Below are 22644 nucleotides of genomic sequence, written 5' to 3'. Positions count from 1 at the left end.
TTTTCTATTCTCTATTTTCTATTCTCTGAAGTCTCTCGTCTACGCTAAAATCCAACCGCTTTATCGTCTCCTCTAAAATCAGCGCCACCTTCGAGTTTTTTATTTGGTAAAACCAAAATAGCATCCACTTTTCCTATTACAGGGTTCGTTTTTTCATTGATAAGATATCCTTTTGATTTCAGGGTTTCAAAGGTTGTAGTGTCGAATGTATTAGGTTCAAAAGTGATTAAATCCGGTAACCATTGGTGGTGAAATCGGGGTGCATTCACAGCATCTTGCATACTCAAACTATATTCATATACATTTAATATCGTTTGCAATACCGATGTAATAATCGTAGAACCGCCCGGAGAACCCACCACCATGAATAATTTTCCGTTTTTCTCCACGATAGTTGGAGTCATCGAACTCAACATTCGTTTTTGTGGCGCGATACTGTTGGCTTCATTTCCCACTAATCCAAACAGATTAGGTTCACCCGGTTTGGAACTGAAATCATCCATTTCGTTGTTTAGGAAAAAGCCCAATTCGTCACAATAATATTTGGACCCATACCCATCGTTTAATGTTGTGGTTGACGAAACGGCATTACCAAATTGATCTACAATTGAATAATGCGTCGTCTCGGTGCTTTCATTATACATTACTTTTCCTTCTTTCATTTCCGATGACAACGTGGCTTTTTCAAAACTAAAATTAGACATTCTTTGCTTCAAATAGTCATCTGACGTCAGTTCCTTCAAAGGTGTTTTTACAAAATCCGGATCACCCAGAAAATAACTTCTGTCTGCATACGCTCTTCTTTCGGCTTCAACAATTACCTGAATCGCTTCTGTTGAATTATGTCCCATTTTTGCTAAATCGAAGGGTTCAGCCATTTTAAATATTTGGGCAAGACAAATTCCGCCACTGCTGGGTGGAGCCATAGAAATCACTTTTAAATCCTTATAATCAAAAATCAGTGGTGTTCTCCATTTAGCTTCGTATTTATCCAAATCTTCCAAAGTGATTATTGCTCCTTTTTCCTGAAGGTAATTCACTAATATTTTAGCTGTTTCGCCTTTATAAAATTCATCTCTGCCATTTTTTGAAATCCTTTTCAATGTAGCAGCCAGCGCAGGATATTTTATAATATCATTTTCTTTGAAAGCGGTTGCAAATAGTGTTTTGTCACCATTTACTTTAATGATTTTGTCTCGGTAATCATTTAATCGGTTTTCTTGTTTTTTTGTAACAACGACACCTCTTTCAGCCAATTCAATTACAGGTTTTAGAATTTCTTCAATGGGTAATGAACCTAATTTTTCATGTACTGCAAAAACACCTGCAACAGTTCCCGGAATTCCAATTGCAAGGGGAGATTCGGTGCTTTTTCCTTTAATAACATTTCCATTTTCGTCAAGAAACATATCTTTTGTTGCTGCTAATGGCGCTTTTTCGCGGTAATCCAATGATCCAATTTCGCCGTTTGCTTTTCGGTACACCATAAAACCGCCGCCGCCAATATTCCCTGCAAACGGATAGGCTACAGCCAAAGCCAATTCGGTTGCAACCATTGCATCAAAAGCATTACCGCCTCTTCTCATGATTTCAACTCCAATTTTTGAAGCTTCTTCCCTTGCCGAAACTACCATTGCTGCATTAGCAACCAATCCTGTGGGCTGAACCATATTATTTTGGGTTTTACAACCAAGAGACAAAACACTCAATAGAATAATAATTTTTTTCATTTTTATACTATAAATTAATATTTGAATAGAATTTTAAGGAACAAAAACCTTACAAAAAGCCTTTTTTCATAAAGTAGTTATTTTAGTATTCGAAAATAGGATTAATTCTTGAAAGAAATTCGTGAATTCATCTTCAAATTCCGAATAAAATTCTGAAAGTTCATTGGTAGCAAACCGCATTTTAGATTCGTTTTTGGTTCGCTGATCCATTTGCGTTAATATCCGGTTAATTCCTTCGACTGTTTGATAACTGACTAACCAATTGTGCTGAATCATGTAGGGCATTATTTGCTTGGTTCTTTCCGAAAGATTAATGTGGTTATCGTGTAAGGATTGATAAAATCGTTCGATAAAATCCTCCAGCTTTTCCTGTGAATATGTACTCCAGTTTTTAGCCAAAAAATGATCATAAAAAACATCAACAATCACACCCGCATAATGATGGTATTTTTCATGCAATTTTTTAGTACTTTTCCTAAATATCGGATGTGCATCGGTAAAAGTGTCAATAGCACGATGCAGAATAATTCCTTTTTGAATTTCTATTGGATAGGTTTCAAAGTGTTTCCCGCGAATTCCATCAGCCATGAAATTGCCAATTTTGATTAATTCGTGATCCCCCGATAGATAAATGTGTGCTAAGAAATTCATTTTTTTTTAAGTTGCAGCGTTTATTTCGTCTGTCTGCCAAATGGCTTAGTCAAAGATACAAAGTTTCAAAGTTCAATCAATACTTTGAAAATTTACTGTTATTTAAAAAACTTTGTTGCTTTGGCTCTTTACAACTTACAACTTTTTTATATTTGTCTGCAATTTAAAATTCACAATTCAAAAAATAAAATAATAATCAATGACTTTAATAAAATCAATATCAGGAATTCGAGGAACTATTGGAGGAAAAGTAGGAGATAATCTTACTCCGGTTGATGCCGTTAAATTTGCTTCGGCATATGGAACTTGGTTGAAAAAATATATTGGAAAAGAAAAAATCACTGTTGTGGTAGGTCGTGACGCCCGTATTTCGGGACCAATGATTCACAATCTGGTGGTAAACACTTTGATTGGTTTAGGAATTGACGTGATTGATTTGGGTCTTTCAACAACGCCAACGGTTGAAGTTGCTGTTCCTCTTGAAAAAGCCGAAGGCGGAATTATCCTTACGGCTTCCCACAATCCAAAACAATGGAATGCATTGAAATTATTGAATGAAAAAGGAGAATTCCTGAATGGCGAAGAAGGACTAAAAATTCTTGAAATTGCTGAGGCTGAAGCCTTCGTTTTTTCGGATGTTGATGATTTAGGAGTTATTATGATCAACGATGCCTACATGGATATTCATATTGATGAAGTACTAAATCTGCCTTTGGTAGACGTTGAAGCCGTAAAAGCAGCCAAATTTAAAGTGGTTGTGGATGGTGTCAATTCTTCAGGTGGAATTATTATTCCAAGATTATTAGAATTAATGGGCGTTGAAGTGGTAGAATTATACTGTGAACCAAACGGACATTTTCCTCATAATCCGGAACCGTTGAAAGAACATTTGACTGATATTTCAGAGTTGGTTGTCAAAGAAAAAGCTGATTTAGGAATTGTGGTTGATCCTGATGTAGATCGCTTGGCTTTCATTTGTGAAGACGGAGAAATGTTTGGTGAAGAATATACTTTGGTGGCTTGCGCTGATTATGTTTTGAGTAAAACACCAGGAAATACGGTTTCGAATATGTCGTCTTCCCGTGCGCTGCGTGATGTGACTAATAGTCATAACGGAAGCTATGAAGCCAGCGCAGTAGGTGAGGTGAATGTAGTGGAATTAATGAAAAAGAACAATGCCGTAATTGGTGGTGAAGGAAACGGCGGAATCATTTATCCGGAATTGCATTACGGACGTGATAGTTTGGTGGGAGTAGCGTTGTTTTTAACGCATTTGGCCAACAAAAAAATGACAGTTTCGGCTTTGCGTGCATCGTATCCGGAATATTACATGAGCAAAAATAAAATAGAATTGACGCCACAAATTGATGTGGATGCCATTCTTGTTGCGATGACGGAAAAATACAAAAATGAAGATATTACAACCATTGACGGTGTGAAGATTGACTTTGCTGAAAATTGGGTTCACCTAAGAAAATCGAATACCGAGCCAATTATTCGTATTTATACCGAAGCTTCTACACAAGAAAAGGCAGATGCTTTGGCACTTCGAATCATAGACGAAATAAAAGCAATTGCCGGAATTTAATTCCGCAATTATCTATAAAAAGAACCCTTTCAAAATAAAATTTGAAAGGGTTTTATTTTTTTCGAACTAATCAAAATTTTTTGAAGCGAATATTTATGCTGAAAATGAAAATATCTTTATTGTTGCTAAAATTTCAATTCCATCAAAAATGAATATCTTTGAACTCAAATTAGATATGTTATGATTACCAAAGAAGCACCAACATTATTAGAGCAATACTTTAAGCAGTTTCGCGATAACATAATCGGAATAGATCAAGGGTTTGAATCTCCTTATGGACATCAACAAATTATTTATACGGATTGGACAGCCAGTGGTCGTTTGTATCGTCCTATTGAGGAAAAACTGATGAATCAATTTGGTCCTTTTGTGGCTAATACGCACACAGAAACCACTGTTTCAGGAACTGCCATGACAAAAGCGTATCATCAGGCGCGGCATATTATCAAGCATCATGTCAATGCTAATGCTGATGATGTTTTGATTACCGATGGAACAGGAATGACTGGTGTTGTAAATAAATTTCAACGAATCTTAGGTTTAAAAGTTCCAGAAAACTTGAAAAATTTTATCACCATTCCCGCCGAAAAGAAACCAATTATTTTTATTTCGCACATGGAACATCATTCCAATCAAACGTCTTGGTTAGAAACTATAGCCGATGTTGAAGTTATTCCTGCAACGGAAGAGGGATTATTCAGCATTGAAAATCTGGAACTGTTACTGGAAAAATATAAAGAAAGACCTTTTAAAATAGCTTCCATTACTTCGTGTTCAAATGTTACAGGAATCGTAACGCCGTATCATGAAGTCGCAAAAATCATGCATCAGCATAACGGACTTTGTTTCGTGGATTTTGCCTGTTCAGGTCCTTATGTAAAAATCGACATGCATCCAGAAGACGCTGAAAGTTATTTGGATGCCATCTTCTTTTCGCCACATAAATTCCTTGGCGGACCCGGGACTTGCGGTGTTTTGGTTTTTAATAAAAAATTATATCAAAATCTGGTTCCCGATAATCCGGGCGGCGGAACAGTAAGTTGGACGAATCCTTGGGGAGAACATAAATACATTGATAATATTGAAGATAGGGAAGATGGTGGTACGCCAGGCTTCCTTCAGGTAATAAAAACCGCATTGGCTGTACAGTTGAAAGAGCAAATGGGAATTGAAAATATCTTAAAAAGAGAGCACGAAATCGTAGATTATATTTTTTCGGAATTAGGAACTGTATCCAATATTAAAATTCTGGCAGGACAGCATCAGCAAAGGTTAGGAGTGATTTCTTTCTTTGTGGAAGACCTGCATTTTAATTTGGGAGTGAAATTATTGAATGATAAATTCGGAATTCAAACTCGTGGTGGTTGCAGTTGTGCCGGAACCTACGGACATTTTTTATTGCATGTTGACCAGGAGACCTCCCATAAATTAATTGACGAAATTACATTAGGAGATTTACTCAGAAAACCGGGTTGGATAAGGATGTCTATTCATCCAACAACTACAAATGCTGAAATTGAATTTGTTTGTAACGGAATAAAAGCATTGGCTGAAAATCATAAAACTTGGGCTTTGGATTATGATTATAATCCAGTGACGAACGAGTTTGTAAATAAGAACGCACAACCTTTAGAAGATGAATTGGTAAAAAACTGGTTTTCTTTATAAGAAAGTTAGGATTTAAAAAGAACTAAAAAAAAATCACAAATTATAAACACTCTTGTTTATAATTTGTGATTTTTTTTACTGAACACTGAACACTATCTTTTGTGTTTCCATCTTTTATGTGTCCAGAAATAATATTCAGGAGCTTCATGTATTTGTTTTTCTACTTCCTTGATGTAGGCATCTGTAATTCCAAAGTCAGGAACGGATTTAGGATTGTCGCTAATTGGAATTATAGTAAGTACATAATATCCTCTTTTAACCTTTTTAACTTTTGCAAAAACAACAGTCATGTCATATTTTTTTGCTAACATTTCAGGTCCTGTGTGCACTGGAACTTCAATACCCATAAAGCTTTTCCAGTGAAATATTCTATCTGTTTTTGGAGATTGGTCACTGGCTAATCCATAAACACAAAGAACACCATTTTTTTGATTAGTAGAAATTAACGGAATCGTTTTTATCGTTGGAACTAATTCAGTGTTATATTTTGATCGAATGTCTCTAACGAGCTTATCAAAATATTTATTGGCTAATTTTTTATAAACTGCTACACCTTGAAAGGATAATTTTTGGTTAAGCGTAATCAGCCATTCCCAGCTTGCGTAATGTGAGGCTATAAGCATAATACTTTTTCCTTTTTTCTCGTATTCCTTTATAACTTCAATATTTGTTATGGTAAATCTTTTGCTCATTTCTTCAGATGAAATAGTCAAGGTTTTTGTCATTTCCAAGAACATATCGCATAAATGGTGATAGGATTTTTTTTCAACGATAAGACGCTCTTCATCATTTAGATGAGGTAATGCCATAGCAAGATTTGCCCGAACAACTTTTTTTCGATAGCCAATGATGTAGTAAACTAGAAAATACATTATATCTGACAACCGATAAAAAACGCGAAACGGAAGAATAGAAATGAGCCAAAGTAAAGGGTAAGCAATAATAAAAACAAGTAACTGCATGCAGATTTTTTTTTGCAAATATAATGTAAAAATGATTGTTGAGATAAAATATGAGCGGGTACTGTATCAGTATTTGAGAATGACTATATTTACAATTCACAAGAGACTGACTTTATGAATATCATTTTAATTGCAATAATTGTTGTAAATGTTTTAATAAGCTATAAGGGTTTTAATGACCTTTCTTTTTTTAGGAAATATGAATTTCATGTTGGGAGTATTCGGGCGGGTGAACATATACGGATGTTAACTTCTGGTTTTCTGCATGCGGATATGACCCATTTACTTTTTAACATGCTGACATTGTGGTTTTTTGCTCCGGTAGTTATTGCCCATTTGGGAGATTTCTCCTTTGCATTGATTTATTTTGCGAGTTTAATTTTTGGAAGTTTGCTGACGATGGTTTTTCATAAAAATGACTATGGTTACAGAGCGGTTGGCGCATCTGGAGCCGTAACGGGAGTTTTATATTCGGCGATATTACTGCAGCCGGACATGATGTTGGGCATCTTTTTCATTATTCCAATGCCGGCTTACATTTTTGGAATTCTTTATTTACTATATTCGATTTACGGAATGAAAGCCAAGAATGACAATATTGGACATACGGCTCATTTTGGCGGAGCAGTTGGCGGCTATTTGATTACACTGATTACGCAGCCTACGCTATTAGTAGAGAACACTCTGATGGTACTATTATTAACTATTCCAATAGTTATTCTTTTTGTGATGGAAAAAATGGGCAAACTTTAATGGCACAACTTTTGAAAGATAATTACAACAAAAACAATTAAATAAATATAACCCATGAAAAAAGTACTACTATTACTGTCAGTTTTATTTTTGACAATTTCCTACGGGCAAGAAGTAAAACAGATTCCTCAAATAAATGTAAATGGGGAAGGAAAAGTTAAAGTTATTCCGGATCAGGCTACTATCGCTGTAACTGTTGAAACAAAAGGGAATAATGCCAAAGACGTTAAAAAACAAAATGATCAAAAGATAGAAGCCGTCTTAAAGTTTATTAAAAAAATGAATCTGGCACCTGCAGATTTTAAAACGCAACGTGTTGCATTGAATCCGCAATACGATTATGAAAAAAAGAAACACAATTATAACGCAACTCAAACTATCGAAATTTTATTGAGAGATTTATCAAAATATGACGAATTAATGGAAGGCTTAGTTGACGAAGGCATTAACAGAATTAATACTGTAATATTCCAATCTTCTAAATTAGCGCAATATCAAACAGAAGCAAGAAAGCTAGCGATGAAAGAGGCAAAATTGAAAGCAGAGGATTATGTATCTGTTTTAGGACAAAAAGTGGGTCGTGCGATGACTATATCTGACAATTCACAAACGTTTTATCCGCAACCGGTGTATTCAGCAATGAAAACAATGGAAAGAAGTGATGCTGATGCACCAAGAGAAACATTGGCATTAGGCGAAATTAATATCACCGCTAATGTCAGTGTGAGTTTTATTTTAGAATAGGATTGTTATTAAAAAGTAAAACCAAATATTTATAATTTTAATAAAAGCAAAAACCGTCCCGATTTATCGAGACGGTTTTTTAAATATAAAATGGTTTGGTTAATAGCGTATTTTTAAAATGAACTAGCTGTTCAGCATTACTGGCATTACAAGCATCGTAACCGTTTCACCTTCTTCTAATCCATCAACAGGAGTAAGGATTCCGGCTCTGTTTGGTAATGACATTTCAAGCATAATCATGTCAGATTGCAAGTTGGTCAACATTTCTGTCAAGAAACGAGAATTATACCCTATTTGCATATCATCACCTTGATAATCACATGTCAATCTTTCTTCAGCTTTATTGGAATAGTCAATATCTTCAGCAGAAACATTCAACTCAGCACCGGCGATTTTCAAACGAATCTGATGTGTAGTTTTATTCGAAAAGATAGCAACACGACGCACAGAACTCAAAAATTGAGAACGGTCAATCATTAATTTATTTGGATTTTCTTTTGGAATTACCGCTTCGTAATTTGGATATTTTCCATCGATCAAACGACACATTAAAACATAATTATCAAAAGAGAAAGTAGCATTCGAATCGTTGTATTCAATTTTCACTTCAGCATCCGCAGTACCAAGAATATTTTTTAAAATAGTTAAAGGTTTCTTCGGCATAATGAAATCAGCCACTTGAGAAGCGGTTACATCAGTACGCGCATATTTTACTAATTTGTGAGCATCAGTGGCAACAAATGTTAATCCTTGTGGCGAAAACTGAAAGAAAACACCAGACATTACCGGACGCAAATCATCGTTTCCGGCAGCAAATATAGTTTTGCTTATGGCTGTTGCCAAAACATCAGCAGGGACAAGTGTTACCGATGGATCGTCTAAGTTAACCGATTTTGGAAATTCATCTCCGGGAGCATAAGCCAAAGCATATTTTCCAGAATTAGAACTGATTTCAATCGTACTGTTTTCTTCAACCGTGAAAGTTAAGGGTTGTTCCGGGAATGTTTTAAGGATTTCCAGAAGTAATTTTGCAGGAACAGCAACGCTTCCTTTACTTTCTGAATCAATTCCTAATGTAGCTGACATGGTTGTCTCTAAATCAGAAGCAGAAACCGTCAGCACATTATGGTCTAAATCAAATAAAAAGTTATCTAAAATAGGCAAAGTATTACTGCTGTTGATCACGTTACCTAAAACTTGTAATTGTTTCAATAAGTACGAACTCGATACTATAAATTTCATCTGTTTTGTTTTATTTTTTAAAGTATTTCTTTAAATCCGAAATACGATACATTCTACAAATATATCGTAAACTATTTTAGTTTCGAAACTTTTTTATTAACATCTATTTACTATATTTTCTTTTTCGAAGGAAAGTAAATACCACACCAAAAAGTGCCAAAATAAGAATTGGAAGCCCGATAGTTAGGATTTGTGTCCGAGTGTAGTTTTCATAAACTTTTTCTTTATCCAATAAAGGTAAATCAAGATCTTTGCTTCGAATGTTAATAAGTCCGGTATCATCTAATAGATAATTGACGCAATTTATCAGGTAATCTTTATTATCATACAAATTTCCAGACCTTTGGTCATATCCCAATTCGACCGGTTGAAGATTTTTATCCAATTGATTTTTTATCAAATCCCCATCCGAAATCACAATCATTTTGTTCTCTTTTCCTTTGGCTTGAAATGTTTTTTGCTCAAATGGCAAAACTCTATTTTCAAACATCGAGCGAAAAGAACCTTCCAGTAAAACAGAAAGTGGAATTTTTCCTTTATTTAAATAATCAGTTGGTGACGTTTCTTCGACAACGATGTTAAGATTTATCTCTGCGGGTGTTCCTATTTTCTTCGAATATTGTGACGATTCCAACAAAATGGTTTTCTTAATTCCGTTTTTCAAGGTGTCGATTGAATTCGCAAAATCAAATTTGATTCCACCTAAATTTTTCACAATCGGATGCAAGCTGTTTGGATACACCTGCGGCGCAAATTTCCAGTTGAATTCCTGAAATTGAGTCGCACTTCCTTGTTCTCCAGTGGCCAGTTTTATTGGACTTCCTTGTTCGTCTTTTACTAAATCAGGATTGATTCGGACTCCATATTTAAAGAACATATCATTTAAATTCAAATCTCTTGGATACGCTAAAGTTGCTCCTGAAGCATCATACAAACTATCCATTTCTGCCGAAACTTGGTCGATCAGCCACAGGGTTTTTCCGCCATTGATAATAAATTGATCCAAAACTTGTTTCTCCGCATCGGTAAACGTTTCAGTAGGTTTTACAATAACTGCCAAGTCATATTTTTCTAATGCTTCTAAACTTCCGATAGGATTTTTGGCAACGGAATCTAAAGTAAATGGGCCTATAAAATAACTTTCGCGAACCTGCAAAAGAAATTTAGCCATCAAAATATCCTGAAGTTCACCGTTTCCTTTAATAACAGCGATTTTCTTTTGTTTTGCTTTGGTAATCTTATTCAACCCTTCAGCGATGGAGTATTCTAAATGCTGAACGGAACCAATCACTTTCTGGGTTGTTGAAGCGCCCATAATATTTTTTAACAATGGAATATTAACTTCTTTATTGTCATAAACGGCAATTGCCCAAGGAAAAACCATCGCTTGGGACTGCTTCCCTTTGTCATCAACGGTTATGTTTATTGGCGTAAGCCCTTTTCGATACAACTCTTTAATATTGTCCATGCTGGCGTCTTCGTTTTCCAAAGGATCTACGAATTCAAACACGATATTGTTATTGTACGCCTGAAATTCTTCCAGTAATTGTTTCGTTTCTTGTTGTAAACGCTTGAATTCAGGCGGTAAATCGCCTTGCATATATACTTTTATAGACAACGGATTTTGAACCTGCTTAATGATATTCAAAGACGTAGGCGAAAGTGTATACCTTTTATCTTTTGTTAAATCAAAACGATGAAATAATGAACTTCCTACTACATTCGCAAACACTACAATAGCGAGGATAATCAATATTGATTTTAGGTTATTTTTCTTAGAAGTAGTCATTACGATTTGAAAGATTTGAGATTATAAACAGTAAATGAAAGAAAGACAACGGTTATGCTTGTAAAATAAAGGATATCTCTGGTGTCTAATACCCCTCGGCTCATGCTTTTGAAATGATCTTGCATTCCTAAAGAAGCGATTATGGAAGACATATTTGGTACAACTTTAGCTAAACCGTCAAATCCAAAATAGAAGAAGAAACATAAAAATACCGCAACGATGAAAGCCACAATCTGGTTATCAGACAATGTTGAGGTGAATACTCCAATGGCGGAATACCCGGCAATCAGGAATAATAATCCAAAATAAGAACCAATCGTACTGCCCATATCGATATTGCCTTCAGGCATTCCTAAATTGGAAATAACGGCCACATAAATAAATGTTGGAATTATTGCCATTACAATCAAAAGTAAAGCGCCAAGAAATTTTCCGTTTACGATTTGCCAAATACTCAATGGTTTAGTTAGCAATAATTCTAATGTTCCTTGTTTTTTTTCATCCGAAAAACTTCGCATTGTTACGGCAGGAATTAAGAATATCAAAATCCAAGGCGCCAAGGTGAAAAACGGAGTCAAATCAGAAAAACCGGTATTCAAAATATTATACTCTCCTTCGAAAACCCAAAGAAACAATCCGTTAATAATCAGAAAAATGGCAATCACTAAATAACCTATGGGCGAACCGAAAAAGGATTTTATCTCTCGTAAAACTATTGATTTCATTTATTTTTTTGTTTAAACTTTAAACTATTTTCTATTCTAAAGTGACTAATTTATCCACGCTCCACGCTTCCGGTTTGCCGTTGAATAATTTCTTGGTGAATGTCCAAACATCGTAAAAAAGTTCAGAATTTCTGTAATTTTCCAAATCATCTTCGGTTTCCCAATAACTGTACGTAAAGAAAATACTTTTATTGTCTCTATCCTGATACAATTCTAAGAAACGATTTCCAGGCGCATTTCGTATTTTATCTTTCATTAACTCAAAGTTTTCTAAAAATGCAGGAATATTTTCCTCGTGAAAACTCAATTTTACTATTCGTACTAACATTAGATTTTTTGTTTAAAGTATAAAGTTTACGGTATAAAGTTGCTCCACTTTAAACCGTAAACTTTAAACGAATTTTATAATAATAACATCTCTGTAATTCAGGCCCAATAAACTATGTGCTGATCCAACGGTGGACGGGTTGCTTCTGAAAACAGCAATTTCGAGAAAACCGGCTTCATTGAAAATCGCCAATTTTTCACCTTCATACGATTTAATCGGATATTTATCGGAACTTGCAATTGCGGAATAATTGGGCAAAATGGTTTTGATATTTTTGGTTTTCATAACAATTTCATAAGGTCTTCCTTTGGCAACTTCTATAAAATATTTTTTAGAAATATTGGTCACTACATTCCCAAAATGGTCAATGTAAATGACGTGTCCTTTCAACGAATTCCCATCAACGGCCAAAACGGCTTGTAAGTCGGTGACTTGTTTAATCTTATTTATTTCTTTGCCAATAACGTTCATCAAACCACCTTTGGCTAAATGGCAGGCAACGGTTACAAACACATCCAGATCCACTGCATCACTGGGTAAACGATCGTGAATATTGATTGCCACGATTTTTTGAGGGACAATTTTTTGCGAAAGCATGCTTAAAATACCATTATCGGCGGCAATAAAATAATGATCATTCCATTGCATCACAATATGTTGGTTTTCTTTATTGTGTTCCATATCCACACCAATAAGATGAACAGTTCCTTTTGGAAAGCTCGCATACGAAGCACTAATGATGTAACTTGCTTCTACCGTGTTGAATGGGTCAATTTCATGTGAAATGTCAATTATTTTAGCTTCGGAATACTCAGATAAAATTTTCCCTTTTAGCGCACCTACAAAGTGGTCTTTCAAGCCATAATCGGAAGTAAGGGTAATTATTGACATAAATTTGTTTATAACTATTGGTGTTTTGTAAAACTAATTTTCATTAAATTTGAGAAACGCAAAGCTAAAGTATTTTCGGCTTTAATTAATTAGATTTTTAATTTCAATTTAAAACTGACACATGATCAAACCTCTATTTTTTCTTCTTGTTTTCTTTTGTAGCTTACAATCGCATTCACAAAAATTAGTTTACAAGTCCAATGGAACTATTTTAGATTCTGAAAGTCAAAAAATTTCACCCAATCAAGTAAGGGAATTATTAAAAGACAATGAAAAATTATTATCGGATTACAATGATGGTAGATCTAAAAAAACACTTGGAAACATTTTGCTTATTGGTGGTCTTGGATTTTTGACTGCTGATTTAGTTCAGGGAGTAACTGCATCTGGAATATCAGCAACACCAATTGGAGGTGGGCAGTATGCTCTTAAGGACGAGAAAAACAATTATCCATCATTATTGACTTATATTGGAATTGCTTCAATTGTAGCAGCGATTCCAATAAAAATTGGCTTTTCTAAAAAAATTAAAAATGTAGTTAATGAACATAACAATCAAAACGCTACTACTGGCGATCAATTTAACAATCAAAAACTGGATTTAATTACCAATTCAAACGGAGTTGGATTGCGATTCACTTTAAACTAAAATAACCTAAAAACTACATCATTTGAACGAAAGAATAATCGAGCTCATAGACATCGCTCCAAAAGACTTTTGGGGTGCTCAAGACACTCATCTTGAAACAATTAAAAAATATTATCCAAAATTGAAAATTGTCGCTCGGGGAACAACATTGAAAGCTTTTGGTGAAAAAGAAGTTTTGGACGAGTTCGAAAAACGTTTTCAACGATTAATGGTTCACTTTTCCAGGTACAATAATATTGATAACAATGTAATTGAACGCGTAATTCTTGGTGACGTTCAGGAAGACAGAAAATTTCAGGGACAGGATAAAATATTAGTGCATGGAGTAGGCGGAAAAATCATAAAAGCCATGACGCCCAATCAGCAATTGTTGGTGGATACGATGGAAAAAAATGATATGGTTTTTGCCGTTGGACCAGCCGGAACCGGAAAAACCTACACGGGAGTTGCCATGGCTATAAAAGCGCTGAAAGAAAAACAGGTCAAACGTATTATATTGACGCGTCCCGCAGTTGAAGCAGGGGAGAATCTTGGTTTTCTTCCGGGTGATATGAAGGAAAAACTGGATCCATACATGCAACCATTATATGATGCATTGCGCGATATGTTGCCGAATGAAAAACTGGAAGATTATATTTTAAAGGGAATAATTCAGATTGCGCCGTTGGCATTCATGCGCGGACGAACACTAGATCATGCATTTGTAATTCTGGATGAAGCCCAGAATACCACGCATTCGCAAATGAAAATGTTTTTGACTCGTATGGGGAAAAGTGCTAAATTTATGATAACCGGTGATCCGGGTCAGGTTGATTTGCCAAGACGAACTATTTCCGGACTCAAAGAGGCTTTATTAGTTCTTAAAGACGTCGAAGGAATTGGAATTATCTATCTGGATGACAAAGACATTGTGCGTCACCGATTAGTTAAGAAAGTGATTGATGCGTATAAGACAATTGAGAATACAGATTAGGATAAAAACCTCGTTGTAATCAGAAACAAAGAAGTTTGAAGCGGAAAGCGAGTTCATTTTAAGTAGTAAATGAATTTTCTTTCCGCTTCATTATTTTTATAAAAAAAGTACCAGTTTATCCGCAAAGCTTTAAATAAAATCCAATTGATTCCTTTTGTATGTCTTATAAATGCAATAAATTTGGAATTAATAAAATGTCAGTGAAAAAGAAATGATTTTAAAAGAAAAAATTAAAGTAGTTATCAGTGATTTAGACGGAACTCTACTCAATTCAGATCACAAAATTTCCCAATATACCAAAACTGTTTTTCAAGAACTTCACAATCAAAACTATTTAATTATTGTAGCAACAGGCCGCCACCACTTGGATGCAATGCCTTTAGTGGAAGGATTAGGATGTCCGGTTTATTTAGTTACTTCAAATGGCGCTCGAATTCATTCTCCTGAAAAAGAATTGCTTTTTTCTTTTGATATAAATAGTGACGATATTAAATCAATATTAAATTTAGGTATAGACCCGGAGATTACGACCGTTTTATTCAAAGAAAATGTTTGGCAAACCAATAAAATAAATGAAAAATTAAATAGTTTTCAGACAGAATTAAATTACTTACCTGAAATTGTTGATTTCGATACTTTGGATGATGTCAGCGGAATAAAATTATTCTTCACACACGAAAAACATTCGAAATTAATTGAATTAAGAGACCGAATTTTAGAAAATCATTCAGCAATTTTTAGTCATGCTTTCAGTCTACCTATTTGTTTGGAATTTATGGACAAGGCTGTAGACAAAAGTTTTGCGATTGCCAAAATCTTGGAAAAAGAGAATTTTGTTTTCGAACAAAGCATTTCTTTTGGTGATGGCTATAATGATGAAAATATGCTCAAATCCTCTGGTAAAGCTTTGGTGATGGGAAACGCACCTGAGAGCCTGAAAAATAAACTTTCACATTTAGAAGTAATTATGACTAATGATAATGAAGGAGTTGCCAAATATATAGCTCAGGAATTATTAAATACTTAATTTTTTTAACCAACGATATTTCTCTATTTACACATTAAACTAAAACCAAATGAACAAAAAAATAATCCTTGTTATCTGTATTTTGTTTTCCATAGCAATTCAAAGTCAAACGCTAAAACTGGAAGAAATCATGAAAGGCAATGCTTTCATTGGTGCGCAACCAGAGAATGAAAGATGGTCTTTAGATGGACAGAAAGTTTATTTTGATTGGAACCCAAATAATGAATTGGGTACCAGTACTTATTTTTGGAAAAATGGATTATCAAAACCTGAATTGGCAACACCAAATGAAGCTGCTTTTTCAAAATTAGATTTCAAGAAAACAAACAATCTGGATTTGTATTATTACATCGATAAAGGAAGATTGTTTTCGTATTCTGTAAAAAGTAAAACCTCAAAAAAATTGTATCAACAAAGCAGTCCGATTGCTAATTTGCAAATGGGTGTAGTTCCAGGAGTACTTTATTTCAGACAAAATGAAAACCTTTTTCAGTTCAATACCAATGAAGGTTCGATTATTCAAATCACGAACTTTCGTAAAGGAAAATCAGATGAGAAAGCCACTGATAAAGGCTCTTTTTTGAAAAGCCAACAAGAGGAATTATTTCAATTTGTAAGAGATCAAGAAGCACTGAAAAAATGGAATTTGGCAAAATCAAAAACTACAAAATCGGATTTTCCAAAACCTTATTATTATGGAAAAAACACTTTTGGAAGCTTGAAAGTAGATCCAAAAGGAAATTTCGCCACCTTCAGATTAATAGAAGATTCGGAACGAAAAAGTGAAAAAATGGAACGTTTTATAACAGCCGATGGTTTCAACCAAATTGAAGACACGAAGGAAAAAGTTTCTGTAGATAATTTGTTGGCAACTAAATTCGGGATTTATAACATCGCCAAAGATTCTGTTTATTTCTTGAATTTTTCATCGTTAAGTCATATTCAGGATGTTCCTAAATATTTTGAGACCTATGAAAAATCAAAAACTGTTGAGAAAAAGGATAAATTGATTGTTGTTCAAGAACCTATTTACAATGAAAATGGTTCGTATGCAATTAGTGAAATTAGAAGTCAGGATAACAAAGACCGATGGATTGTTAGTTTGAATTTACAAAATGGGACTTTTCAGGAAATAGATCATCAACATGATGAAGCTTGGATTGGCGGACCTGGAATTCCTTCTAATTCGTATGGTAGAGGAACGCTTGGATTTTTGGGGGATAATGAAACTGTTTATTTTCAGTCCGAAGAAACGGGTTATTCTCATTTGTATTCATATAATTTAAAGTCAAAAAAGAAAACACAGTTGACTAAAGGAAATTGGGAAGTGCGTAACGTAAGTTTGGCAAAAGATAAAAAGTCTTTTTATTTAACCACAACAACTACGCATCCGGGAAACAGAAACTTTTATAAATTAGACGTCGCAAATGCCGTTTTGCAACCTATTTTAACAAAAGATGGCGCTCATGAAGTGAGTTTATCACCAGACGAAAGTTCCTTATTGGTTCGTTATTCCTATAAAAATAAACCTTGGGAACTGTATGTAGCGCCTAATAAAAAGAATACCAACTTAAATCAGATTACGTCATCAACATCTGACAGTTTCAAAGGATATTCTTGGCGTGAACCGGAAGTAATCACTTTCAAAGCGCAGGATGGAACTCCCGTAAATGCCAGATTGTACAAACCACAAACTGCAAATGCGAACAAAGCAGCCATTTTGTTTGTGCATGGTGCCGGTTATTTGCAAAACGCTCATAACTTTTGGAGTACGTACCACAGAGAATACATGTTTCATAATCTATTGGTCGATTTAGGCTATACCGTTTTAGATATTGATTATAGAGGCAGCGATGGATACGGACGTGATTTTAGAACAGGAATTTACCGGTTTATGGGCGGAAAAGATTTAACGGATCAAATTGACGGCAAGAAATATCTAGTCGAAAATTACGGAATTGACGCGTCAAGAGTTGGGATTTATGGTGGTTCTTATGGAGGTTTCATCACGTTGATGGGAATGCTAACAACTCCAAAAGAGTTTGCTTCGGGAGCTGCTTTACGTTCTGTTACGGATTGGGCGCATTACAATCATGGTTACACCGGAAACATTCTTAATTTCCCTGAGACGGATCCGGATGCTTACAAGAAAAGTTCTCCAATCTATTTTGCAGATAATTTACAAGGCGATTTGTTGATGCTTCACGGAATGGTAGATGACAATGTGGAATATAAAGATATTGTTCGTTTGTCTCAGCGTTTTATCGAATTAGGTAAGAAAAAATGGAGTTTAGCAAGTTTCCCGGTGGAAGCTCATGGTTTTAAAGAAACTTATTCGTGGGTAGATGAATACAGCCGAATCTTAAATTTATTCAACGACACCTTGCTTAAAAAATAACTTTAGAGATAAAATTAAATTTAAGAGTTCTCTTCTTTGCGAAACTCTATGAAATAGTTTTAAATTTGCAGAAACAAAAATAAACACACACACAACTAGTATAATGAGCAACACCATCACAACTACTGATTTTAATTTTCCAAACCAGAAATCTGTTTACCGCGGTAAAGTAAGAGAAGTGTATAATATCAATGACGAACTTTTGGTTATGGTAGCTACGGATAGGCTTTCGGCTTTTGATGTAGTTTTGCCAAAAGGAATTCCATACAAAGGGCAAATTCTAAACCAGATTGCTACTAAATTTATGGAATTGACCGAGGATATTGTTCCCAACTGGTTGATTGCAACTCCTGATCCTAATGTTGCGGTGGGTCATTTATGTGAGCCTTTCAAAGTAGAAATGGTAATCCGTGGTTATCTTTCGGGACATGCTGCACGTGAATACGCTCTTGGCAAAAGAGAAATATGCGGAGTTTCAATGCCTGACTATTTGAAGGAAAATGATAAATTCCCTGAACCTATTATTACACCAACAACTAAAGCGGATAACGGAGAACATGATGCTGACATTTTGCGGGAGGATATTTTATTGAAAGGAATTGTCTCTGAAGAAGATTATGTTGTTTTAGAAAAATTCACAAGAGATTTATATCAAAGAGGAACTGAAATTGCTGCTAGTCGTGGTTTGATTTTGGTGGATACCAAATATGAATTTGGTAAAACTAAAGAAGGGGTAATTGTCTTGATTGACGAAATTCATACACCGGATTCTTCTCGTTATTTTTACGCAGAAGGATACCAAGAACGTCAAAATAGCGGTGAAGAACAGAAACAATTATCGAAAGAGTTTGTTCGTCGTTGGTTAATCGAAAATGGTTTTCAAGGTTTGGAAGGGCAACAAATTCCTGAAATGACTGATGAATACATCCAAACAGTTTCTGAAAGATATATTGAATTATACGAAAATATCTTAGGAGAGAAATTTGTAAAAGCAGATATCACCAATATAGATGAAAGAATCGAAAAAAATGTTTTGGAATATCTAGCGAATAGATAGGACAATTTTATAAAAATAAATAAGACCGCAATTCATAATTTTGAATTGCGGTTTTTTTTATTTTTTAAATGCTGATTCATAACAATTAATCCATTCCTGAATCGAAATTTTTTGGACGAGTTCAGCAATTAAGTCAAACGGGATTTGGTCCATCTTTTTAAATCGGATGCAACTTTTTCCCATATCTAATTTTTGTTCACTTTGTTTTGGGTATTCAGTAATAAACCAATTGAGTAATTCCGGCTTGGCATAAATTCCCATGTGGTAAAATGCGATGAAATTTTTCTGCGAAGCAATACTTATGAAAGGTAACGGTAATTTTGGATCACAATGATAGCCGTTTGGATAAATGGAATGTGGCACAACATAACCGATCATACCATAGGACATTTGTTCAACAAATCCATTTGGAATATTTTCAAGAATAGTTTCTCGAAGTCTTGTAAAAGCATCTTTTCTCTCTTCTGGAATTTCGTCTAAATAGGCTTCGATTGATGTGGTAGTTGATTGCATTTTTAAGAATTGATTGAGTAAATTTAATAAAAAAACCGCAATTCATAATTTGAACTGCGGTTTTTAGCCCCGATAAAAGCGGAAATCCTTTCTAGTCCTGAATTTATTTCAGGATCCTGAAACAAGTTCAGGACTAGAAAGATTGTAACGGATAGCGGGATTAGCTCCTAAAAACTATTTGAAATAAGAGAATGTTTCTTCGTTTTCTAATTTCAATAAGGTTTCATAAATTAATTTAATCACGTTTTCAACGTCATCACGATGTACCATTTCAACCGTAGTGTGCATATATCGCAACGGCAAAGATATCAAAGCCGAAGCAACACCGCCATTACTGTACGCAAAAGCATCAGTATCTGTGCCGGTAACGCGAGAAGAAGCCAACCTTTGGAACGGAATTTCTTTTGCCATTGCAGTTTCTAAAATCAGTTCTCTCAAATTATTTTGAACTGCAGGCGCATAAGTGACTACAGGTCCTCGACCAATTTTTGTATCTCCTTCAATTTTCTTTTCGATCATTGGAGTAGTGGAGTCATGACAAACATCGGTAACAATGGCTACGTTGGGTTTGATCGTTTTGGTAATCATTTCTGCACCACGAAGACCTACTTCTTCCTGAACGGAATTAGTGATATACAATCCAAAAGGAAGTTTTATTTTGTTTTCGTGTAGCAAACGAGCCACTTCGGCAATCATAAACCCGCCCATACGGTTGTCAATGGCGCGGCAAACAAATTTGTTTTCGTTCAAAATCATGAATTCATCAGGATATGTAATCACGCAACCTACATGAACGCCCATTTTATCAACTTGTTCTTTAGTTTCACAACCAATGTCAATAAATAGATTGTCAACTTTTGCCGCTTCTTCTTTATCTCTGTTTCGAGTATGAATAGCCGGCCAGCCAAAAACCCCTTTTACAATTCCTGATTTAGTATGAATGTTAACGCGTTTTGAAGGTGCAATTTGGTGATCAGAGCCACCGTTTCTTATTACATAGATCAACCCATCATCCGTAATATAATTTACGTACCAGGAAATTTCGTCAGCATGACCTTCAATCACTACCTTATATGGTGCATCCGGATTTATGATTCCAACAGCAGAACCGTAGGTATCCGTTATAAAAGTATCTACATAAGGTTTCAAGTATTCCATCCATAATTTCTGCCCGCCACTTTCATATCCTGTAGGTGATGCATTATTAAGGTAGTTTTCTAAAAACTCAAGTGATGACTTGTTTAATATTGATTTAGTGCTCATAAAATTATTTTTTTGCTAAATTATAAATTTGGCATTACAGTTGTTGATATAATGTATAATTTTGGCAATAAAATTTCTCTATATGAAGCTAATTAAATTTTTGTTATTTTGTTTATTTACCACTCTGTCTGTAAATGGACAGGTAATACCTCAGGATACCACAAAGATGGGGTACGAATTAGGAGAAGATGAATTTATTCTTAATGACACCATTCAATTACCGGAGATTTTAATATACAAGGGAAAAACGGATCCTGAAGCTAGAAAGCAGTTTTTATTGCTTCAAAGTAGGGTTTATAAAACCTATCCATATGCAAAACTAGCCTCAGAGCGATTAACTATTCTTAATAAAGGAATGGCAAACCTGAAAACTAATAAGGAGAAAAAAAGATATTTCAAAATAGTAGAAAGTTATTTGAATGACGAGTTCGAAGCCAAGCTCAAAAAGCTTTCCCGTAAACAAGGTCAAATATTAGTCAAATTGATTCATCGTCAAACAGGCACCACAACATATGAATTGGTGAAAAGCCTCAAAAGTGGTTGGAAAGCATTTTGGTCAAATACGGCGGCAAGTATGTTTGATATCAATTTAAAAACAAAGTATGCGCCTTTCGATGTTAATGTAGACTATTTGATAGAAACAATATTAGTTCGGGCATTTGACTCCGGAAGATTGCAAAACCAAAATCCGGCAACACCAGTGGATTATAATAACCTAACGGATTCCTGGGAGGCCAGAGCCGAAAATCTGAAGAAATAAAATTCATTTGTGCGTTCCTTATTATATAAAGAGAGGCGATTATCCAAAAAGGATAATCGCCTCTCTTTATATAATAAGTCGGGCTTTTCGCTACAAGTCCTCGCCCCGCAAAAGGCGGGACTGTGGGCTTTTCGCTGCTATCCCTAACGCGGTCCTCGAATAATTAAGATATTCAGTTAAATCAAGAGTAGAAGAACTCACACCAACATAAAATCCGGTAACCATATATAGGAGAGATTATAAAAGCATTGTCCATCTATATATAAGGTATAGGATAAATCAATTTAACTGGTTTAAATCTTTTGTTTTTGTTCTTATGATAGTAACCGATGACTTTTTAAGGATGCAAAGCGAAGTCGGAAGCAGTAAAAACAGGCATAAGGTGTGAATTTCAAAAGAACAAGAACACCGATATATAAAGACATCCACAGTTTTTAGCCATTTCATCACCATTTCCTTCGGAGAAGGCTGAGGAGATGAAAAAACTTTTACTTTCAAAATTCACGGTTTCAGCGAGTTAAAGTTTACTTTAATAAAACATCAAAAAAAAGTATTAAAAAAGCTTGAATAACCCAATAAACGGTGTAGTTTTGCACCCGCAACAACGCAGACGTTCTTTCAAATACTGGCAAGCAAAACGAATCAAACAGAAAATTTATTTTCTAAAAAAGATTAAAAAAAGCTTGTGAGATTAGAAAACGGATGTTACATTTGCACCCCGCAAAACAAGCAAAGTTCCTTGATAGATTGATAAGAAAACGAGAAGAAAACGAGATAAAAATTATTTCAAAAAAACTTCAAAATTTACTTGCCAGTTAAAAAGAAAGTTGTACTTTTGCACCCGCTTCCAGAGAGACACAATGTGACTCAAATGAAGGGAAAAAAAGATAAGAACACGTTCCTAGACATATTGAATTGACAGCCGTTTTAAGA

Annotated in this window: 20 protein-coding genes; 10 read left to right on the top strand and 10 right to left on the bottom strand. The window is 34.8% G+C overall.

Annotated features, from left to right (window positions below):
* Positions 1 to 44 precede the first annotated feature (44 nt).
* Both ggt and E0F89_RS11145 read right to left on the bottom strand, forming a co-directional pair.
* On the bottom strand, positions 45 to 1730 hold the full coding sequence (gene ggt, locus E0F89_RS11150) for a gamma-glutamyltransferase (RefSeq protein WP_131909860.1): 1686 nt from the start codon (positions 1728 to 1730) through the stop codon (positions 45 to 47).
* A 66-nt stretch (positions 1731 to 1796) separates the two neighbouring features.
* Positions 1797 to 2381: an acyl carrier protein phosphodiesterase gene (locus E0F89_RS11145; protein WP_131909859.1), complete on the bottom strand. Its 585-nt coding sequence runs from the start codon at positions 2379 to 2381 to the stop codon at positions 1797 to 1799.
* A 199-nt stretch (positions 2382 to 2580) separates the two neighbouring features.
* Here E0F89_RS11145 and glmM point away from each other — a divergent pair, with 199 nt between their 5' ends.
* Both glmM and E0F89_RS11135 read left to right on the top strand, forming a co-directional pair.
* On the top strand, positions 2581 to 3969 hold the full coding sequence (gene glmM / locus E0F89_RS11140) for a phosphoglucosamine mutase (protein WP_131909858.1): 1389 nt from the start codon (positions 2581 to 2583) through the stop codon (positions 3967 to 3969).
* Between the two features lie 180 nt (positions 3970 to 4149).
* Positions 4150 to 5637 (top strand): aminotransferase class V-fold PLP-dependent enzyme, encoded by a 1488-nt coding sequence (locus E0F89_RS11135; protein WP_131909857.1) that lies wholly within the window; start codon positions 4150 to 4152, stop codon positions 5635 to 5637.
* Between the two features lie 92 nt (positions 5638 to 5729).
* Here the strand turns inward: E0F89_RS11135 and E0F89_RS11130 are convergent, their stop codons facing one another.
* Positions 5730 to 6599 carry a lysophospholipid acyltransferase family protein gene (locus E0F89_RS11130; protein ID WP_131909856.1) on the bottom strand — a complete coding sequence of 290 codons (870 nt, stop codon included), beginning with the start codon at positions 6597 to 6599 and terminating at the stop codon, positions 5730 to 5732.
* Positions 6600 to 6713: 114 nt separating this feature from the next.
* On the opposite strand from E0F89_RS11130, the gene E0F89_RS11125 reads away from it, so the two are divergent.
* Positions 6714 to 7352 carry a rhomboid family intramembrane serine protease gene (locus E0F89_RS11125; protein WP_131909855.1) on the top strand — a complete coding sequence of 213 codons (639 nt, stop codon included), beginning with the start codon at positions 6714 to 6716 and terminating at the stop codon, positions 7350 to 7352.
* A gap of 54 nt (positions 7353 to 7406) precedes the next feature.
* Positions 7407 to 8096, top strand: a complete 690-nt coding sequence (locus E0F89_RS11120) for an SIMPL domain-containing protein (RefSeq protein WP_131909854.1) — start codon at positions 7407 to 7409, stop codon at positions 8094 to 8096.
* A gap of 123 nt (positions 8097 to 8219) precedes the next feature.
* Here the strand turns inward: E0F89_RS11120 and dnaN are convergent, their stop codons facing one another.
* The 5 genes from dnaN to E0F89_RS11095 form a co-directional block, all read right to left on the bottom strand.
* Positions 8220 to 9338, bottom strand: coding sequence for a DNA polymerase III subunit beta (gene dnaN / locus E0F89_RS11115; protein WP_131909853.1), 1119 nt, complete (start codon positions 9336 to 9338; stop codon positions 8220 to 8222).
* A gap of 103 nt (positions 9339 to 9441) precedes the next feature.
* Positions 9442 to 11127, bottom strand: a complete 1686-nt coding sequence (gene gldG / locus E0F89_RS11110) for a gliding motility-associated ABC transporter substrate-binding protein GldG (protein WP_131909852.1) — start codon at positions 11125 to 11127, stop codon at positions 9442 to 9444.
* Positions 11127 to 11852 (bottom strand): gliding motility-associated ABC transporter permease subunit GldF, encoded by a 726-nt coding sequence (gldF, locus tag E0F89_RS11105; RefSeq protein ID WP_131909851.1) that lies wholly within the window; start codon positions 11850 to 11852, stop codon positions 11127 to 11129. Before gldF ends, gldG begins: the two co-directional genes overlap by 1 nt.
* Before the next feature lie 31 nt (positions 11853 to 11883).
* Positions 11884 to 12180 (bottom strand): putative quinol monooxygenase, encoded by a 297-nt coding sequence (locus E0F89_RS11100; protein WP_131909850.1) that lies wholly within the window; start codon positions 12178 to 12180, stop codon positions 11884 to 11886.
* Between the two features lie 63 nt (positions 12181 to 12243).
* Positions 12244 to 13071: an SAM hydrolase/SAM-dependent halogenase family protein gene (locus E0F89_RS11095; RefSeq protein WP_131909849.1), complete on the bottom strand. Its 828-nt coding sequence runs from the start codon at positions 13069 to 13071 to the stop codon at positions 12244 to 12246.
* Positions 13072 to 13192: 121 nt separating this feature from the next.
* On the opposite strand from E0F89_RS11095, the gene E0F89_RS11090 reads away from it, so the two are divergent.
* From E0F89_RS11090 to E0F89_RS11070, 5 genes are all read left to right on the top strand, one after another.
* Positions 13193 to 13720 carry a hypothetical protein gene (locus E0F89_RS11090; protein WP_131909848.1) on the top strand — a complete coding sequence of 176 codons (528 nt, stop codon included), beginning with the start codon at positions 13193 to 13195 and terminating at the stop codon, positions 13718 to 13720.
* A gap of 22 nt (positions 13721 to 13742) precedes the next feature.
* Positions 13743 to 14693, top strand: a complete 951-nt coding sequence (locus tag E0F89_RS11085; protein WP_131909847.1) for a PhoH family protein — start codon at positions 13743 to 13745, stop codon at positions 14691 to 14693.
* A gap of 211 nt (positions 14694 to 14904) precedes the next feature.
* The gene (locus E0F89_RS11080; protein WP_131909846.1) at positions 14905 to 15720 is read left to right on the top strand and encodes a Cof-type HAD-IIB family hydrolase; all 816 of its coding nucleotides are present in this window, start codon (positions 14905 to 14907) and stop codon (positions 15718 to 15720) included.
* Between the two features lie 49 nt (positions 15721 to 15769).
* On the top strand, positions 15770 to 18118 hold the full coding sequence (locus E0F89_RS11075; RefSeq protein WP_131909845.1) for a S9 family peptidase: 2349 nt from the start codon (positions 15770 to 15772) through the stop codon (positions 18116 to 18118).
* A gap of 103 nt (positions 18119 to 18221) precedes the next feature.
* Complete coding sequence (locus E0F89_RS11070; RefSeq protein WP_131909844.1) at positions 18222 to 19175, top strand: phosphoribosylaminoimidazolesuccinocarboxamide synthase; 954 nt, start codon at positions 18222 to 18224, stop codon at positions 19173 to 19175.
* Between the two features lie 57 nt (positions 19176 to 19232).
* Here the strand turns inward: E0F89_RS11070 and E0F89_RS11065 are convergent, their stop codons facing one another.
* Complete coding sequence (locus E0F89_RS11065) at positions 19233 to 19688, bottom strand: DUF1801 domain-containing protein (protein ID WP_131909843.1); 456 nt, start codon at positions 19686 to 19688, stop codon at positions 19233 to 19235.
* A 174-nt stretch (positions 19689 to 19862) separates the two neighbouring features.
* The gene (locus tag E0F89_RS11060; RefSeq protein ID WP_131909842.1) at positions 19863 to 20951 is read right to left on the bottom strand and encodes a M42 family metallopeptidase; all 1089 of its coding nucleotides are present in this window, start codon (positions 20949 to 20951) and stop codon (positions 19863 to 19865) included.
* An 82-nt stretch (positions 20952 to 21033) separates the two neighbouring features.
* Here E0F89_RS11060 and E0F89_RS11055 point away from each other — a divergent pair, with 82 nt between their 5' ends.
* Positions 21034 to 21711 (top strand): DUF4294 domain-containing protein, encoded by a 678-nt coding sequence (locus tag E0F89_RS11055; protein WP_131909841.1) that lies wholly within the window; start codon positions 21034 to 21036, stop codon positions 21709 to 21711.
* The last annotated feature ends 933 nt before the right edge of the window (positions 21712 to 22644 follow it).

The sequence above is a fragment of the Flavobacterium caseinilyticum genome, from assembly GCF_004349085.1.
Taxonomy (GTDB): domain Bacteria; phylum Bacteroidota; class Bacteroidia; order Flavobacteriales; family Flavobacteriaceae; genus Flavobacterium; species Flavobacterium caseinilyticum.
The sequence above is the reverse complement of the archived record's forward strand: the minus strand, read 5'-3'. Positions and strand labels throughout refer to the sequence as shown.

What these genes read in the sequence shown, in the direction of transcription:
- ggt (WP_131909860.1), bottom strand. Translation starts at nt 1,730, where the DNA reads ATGAAAAAAATTATTATTCTATTGAGTGTTTTGTCTCTTGGTTGTAAA.
- E0F89_RS11145 (WP_131909859.1), bottom strand. Translation starts at nt 2,381, where the DNA reads ATGAATTTCTTAGCACACATTTATCTATCGGGGGATCACGAATTAATC.
- glmM (WP_131909858.1), top strand. Translation starts at nt 2,581, where the DNA reads ATGACTTTAATAAAATCAATATCAGGAATTCGAGGAACTATTGGAGGA.
- E0F89_RS11135 (WP_131909857.1), top strand. Translation starts at nt 4,150, where the DNA reads ATGATTACCAAAGAAGCACCAACATTATTAGAGCAATACTTTAAGCAG.
- E0F89_RS11130 (WP_131909856.1), bottom strand. Translation starts at nt 6,599, where the DNA reads ATGCAGTTACTTGTTTTTATTATTGCTTACCCTTTACTTTGGCTCATT.
- E0F89_RS11125 (WP_131909855.1), top strand. Translation starts at nt 6,714, where the DNA reads ATGAATATCATTTTAATTGCAATAATTGTTGTAAATGTTTTAATAAGC.
- E0F89_RS11120 (WP_131909854.1), top strand. Translation starts at nt 7,407, where the DNA reads ATGAAAAAAGTACTACTATTACTGTCAGTTTTATTTTTGACAATTTCC.
- dnaN (WP_131909853.1), bottom strand. Translation starts at nt 9,338, where the DNA reads ATGAAATTTATAGTATCGAGTTCGTACTTATTGAAACAATTACAAGTT.
- gldG (WP_131909852.1), bottom strand. Translation starts at nt 11,127, where the DNA reads ATGACTACTTCTAAGAAAAATAACCTAAAATCAATATTGATTATCCTC.
- gldF (WP_131909851.1), bottom strand. Translation starts at nt 11,852, where the DNA reads ATGAAATCAATAGTTTTACGAGAGATAAAATCCTTTTTCGGTTCGCCC.
- E0F89_RS11100 (WP_131909850.1), bottom strand. Translation starts at nt 12,180, where the DNA reads ATGTTAGTACGAATAGTAAAATTGAGTTTTCACGAGGAAAATATTCCT.
- E0F89_RS11095 (WP_131909849.1), bottom strand. Translation starts at nt 13,071, where the DNA reads ATGTCAATAATTACCCTTACTTCCGATTATGGCTTGAAAGACCACTTT.
- E0F89_RS11090 (WP_131909848.1), top strand. Translation starts at nt 13,193, where the DNA reads ATGATCAAACCTCTATTTTTTCTTCTTGTTTTCTTTTGTAGCTTACAA.
- E0F89_RS11080 (WP_131909846.1), top strand. Translation starts at nt 14,905, where the DNA reads ATGATTTTAAAAGAAAAAATTAAAGTAGTTATCAGTGATTTAGACGGA.
- E0F89_RS11075 (WP_131909845.1), top strand. Translation starts at nt 15,770, where the DNA reads ATGAACAAAAAAATAATCCTTGTTATCTGTATTTTGTTTTCCATAGCA.
- E0F89_RS11070 (WP_131909844.1), top strand. Translation starts at nt 18,222, where the DNA reads ATGAGCAACACCATCACAACTACTGATTTTAATTTTCCAAACCAGAAA.
- E0F89_RS11065 (WP_131909843.1), bottom strand. Translation starts at nt 19,688, where the DNA reads ATGCAATCAACTACCACATCAATCGAAGCCTATTTAGACGAAATTCCA.
- E0F89_RS11060 (WP_131909842.1), bottom strand. Translation starts at nt 20,951, where the DNA reads ATGAGCACTAAATCAATATTAAACAAGTCATCACTTGAGTTTTTAGAA.
- E0F89_RS11055 (WP_131909841.1), top strand. Translation starts at nt 21,034, where the DNA reads ATGAAGCTAATTAAATTTTTGTTATTTTGTTTATTTACCACTCTGTCT.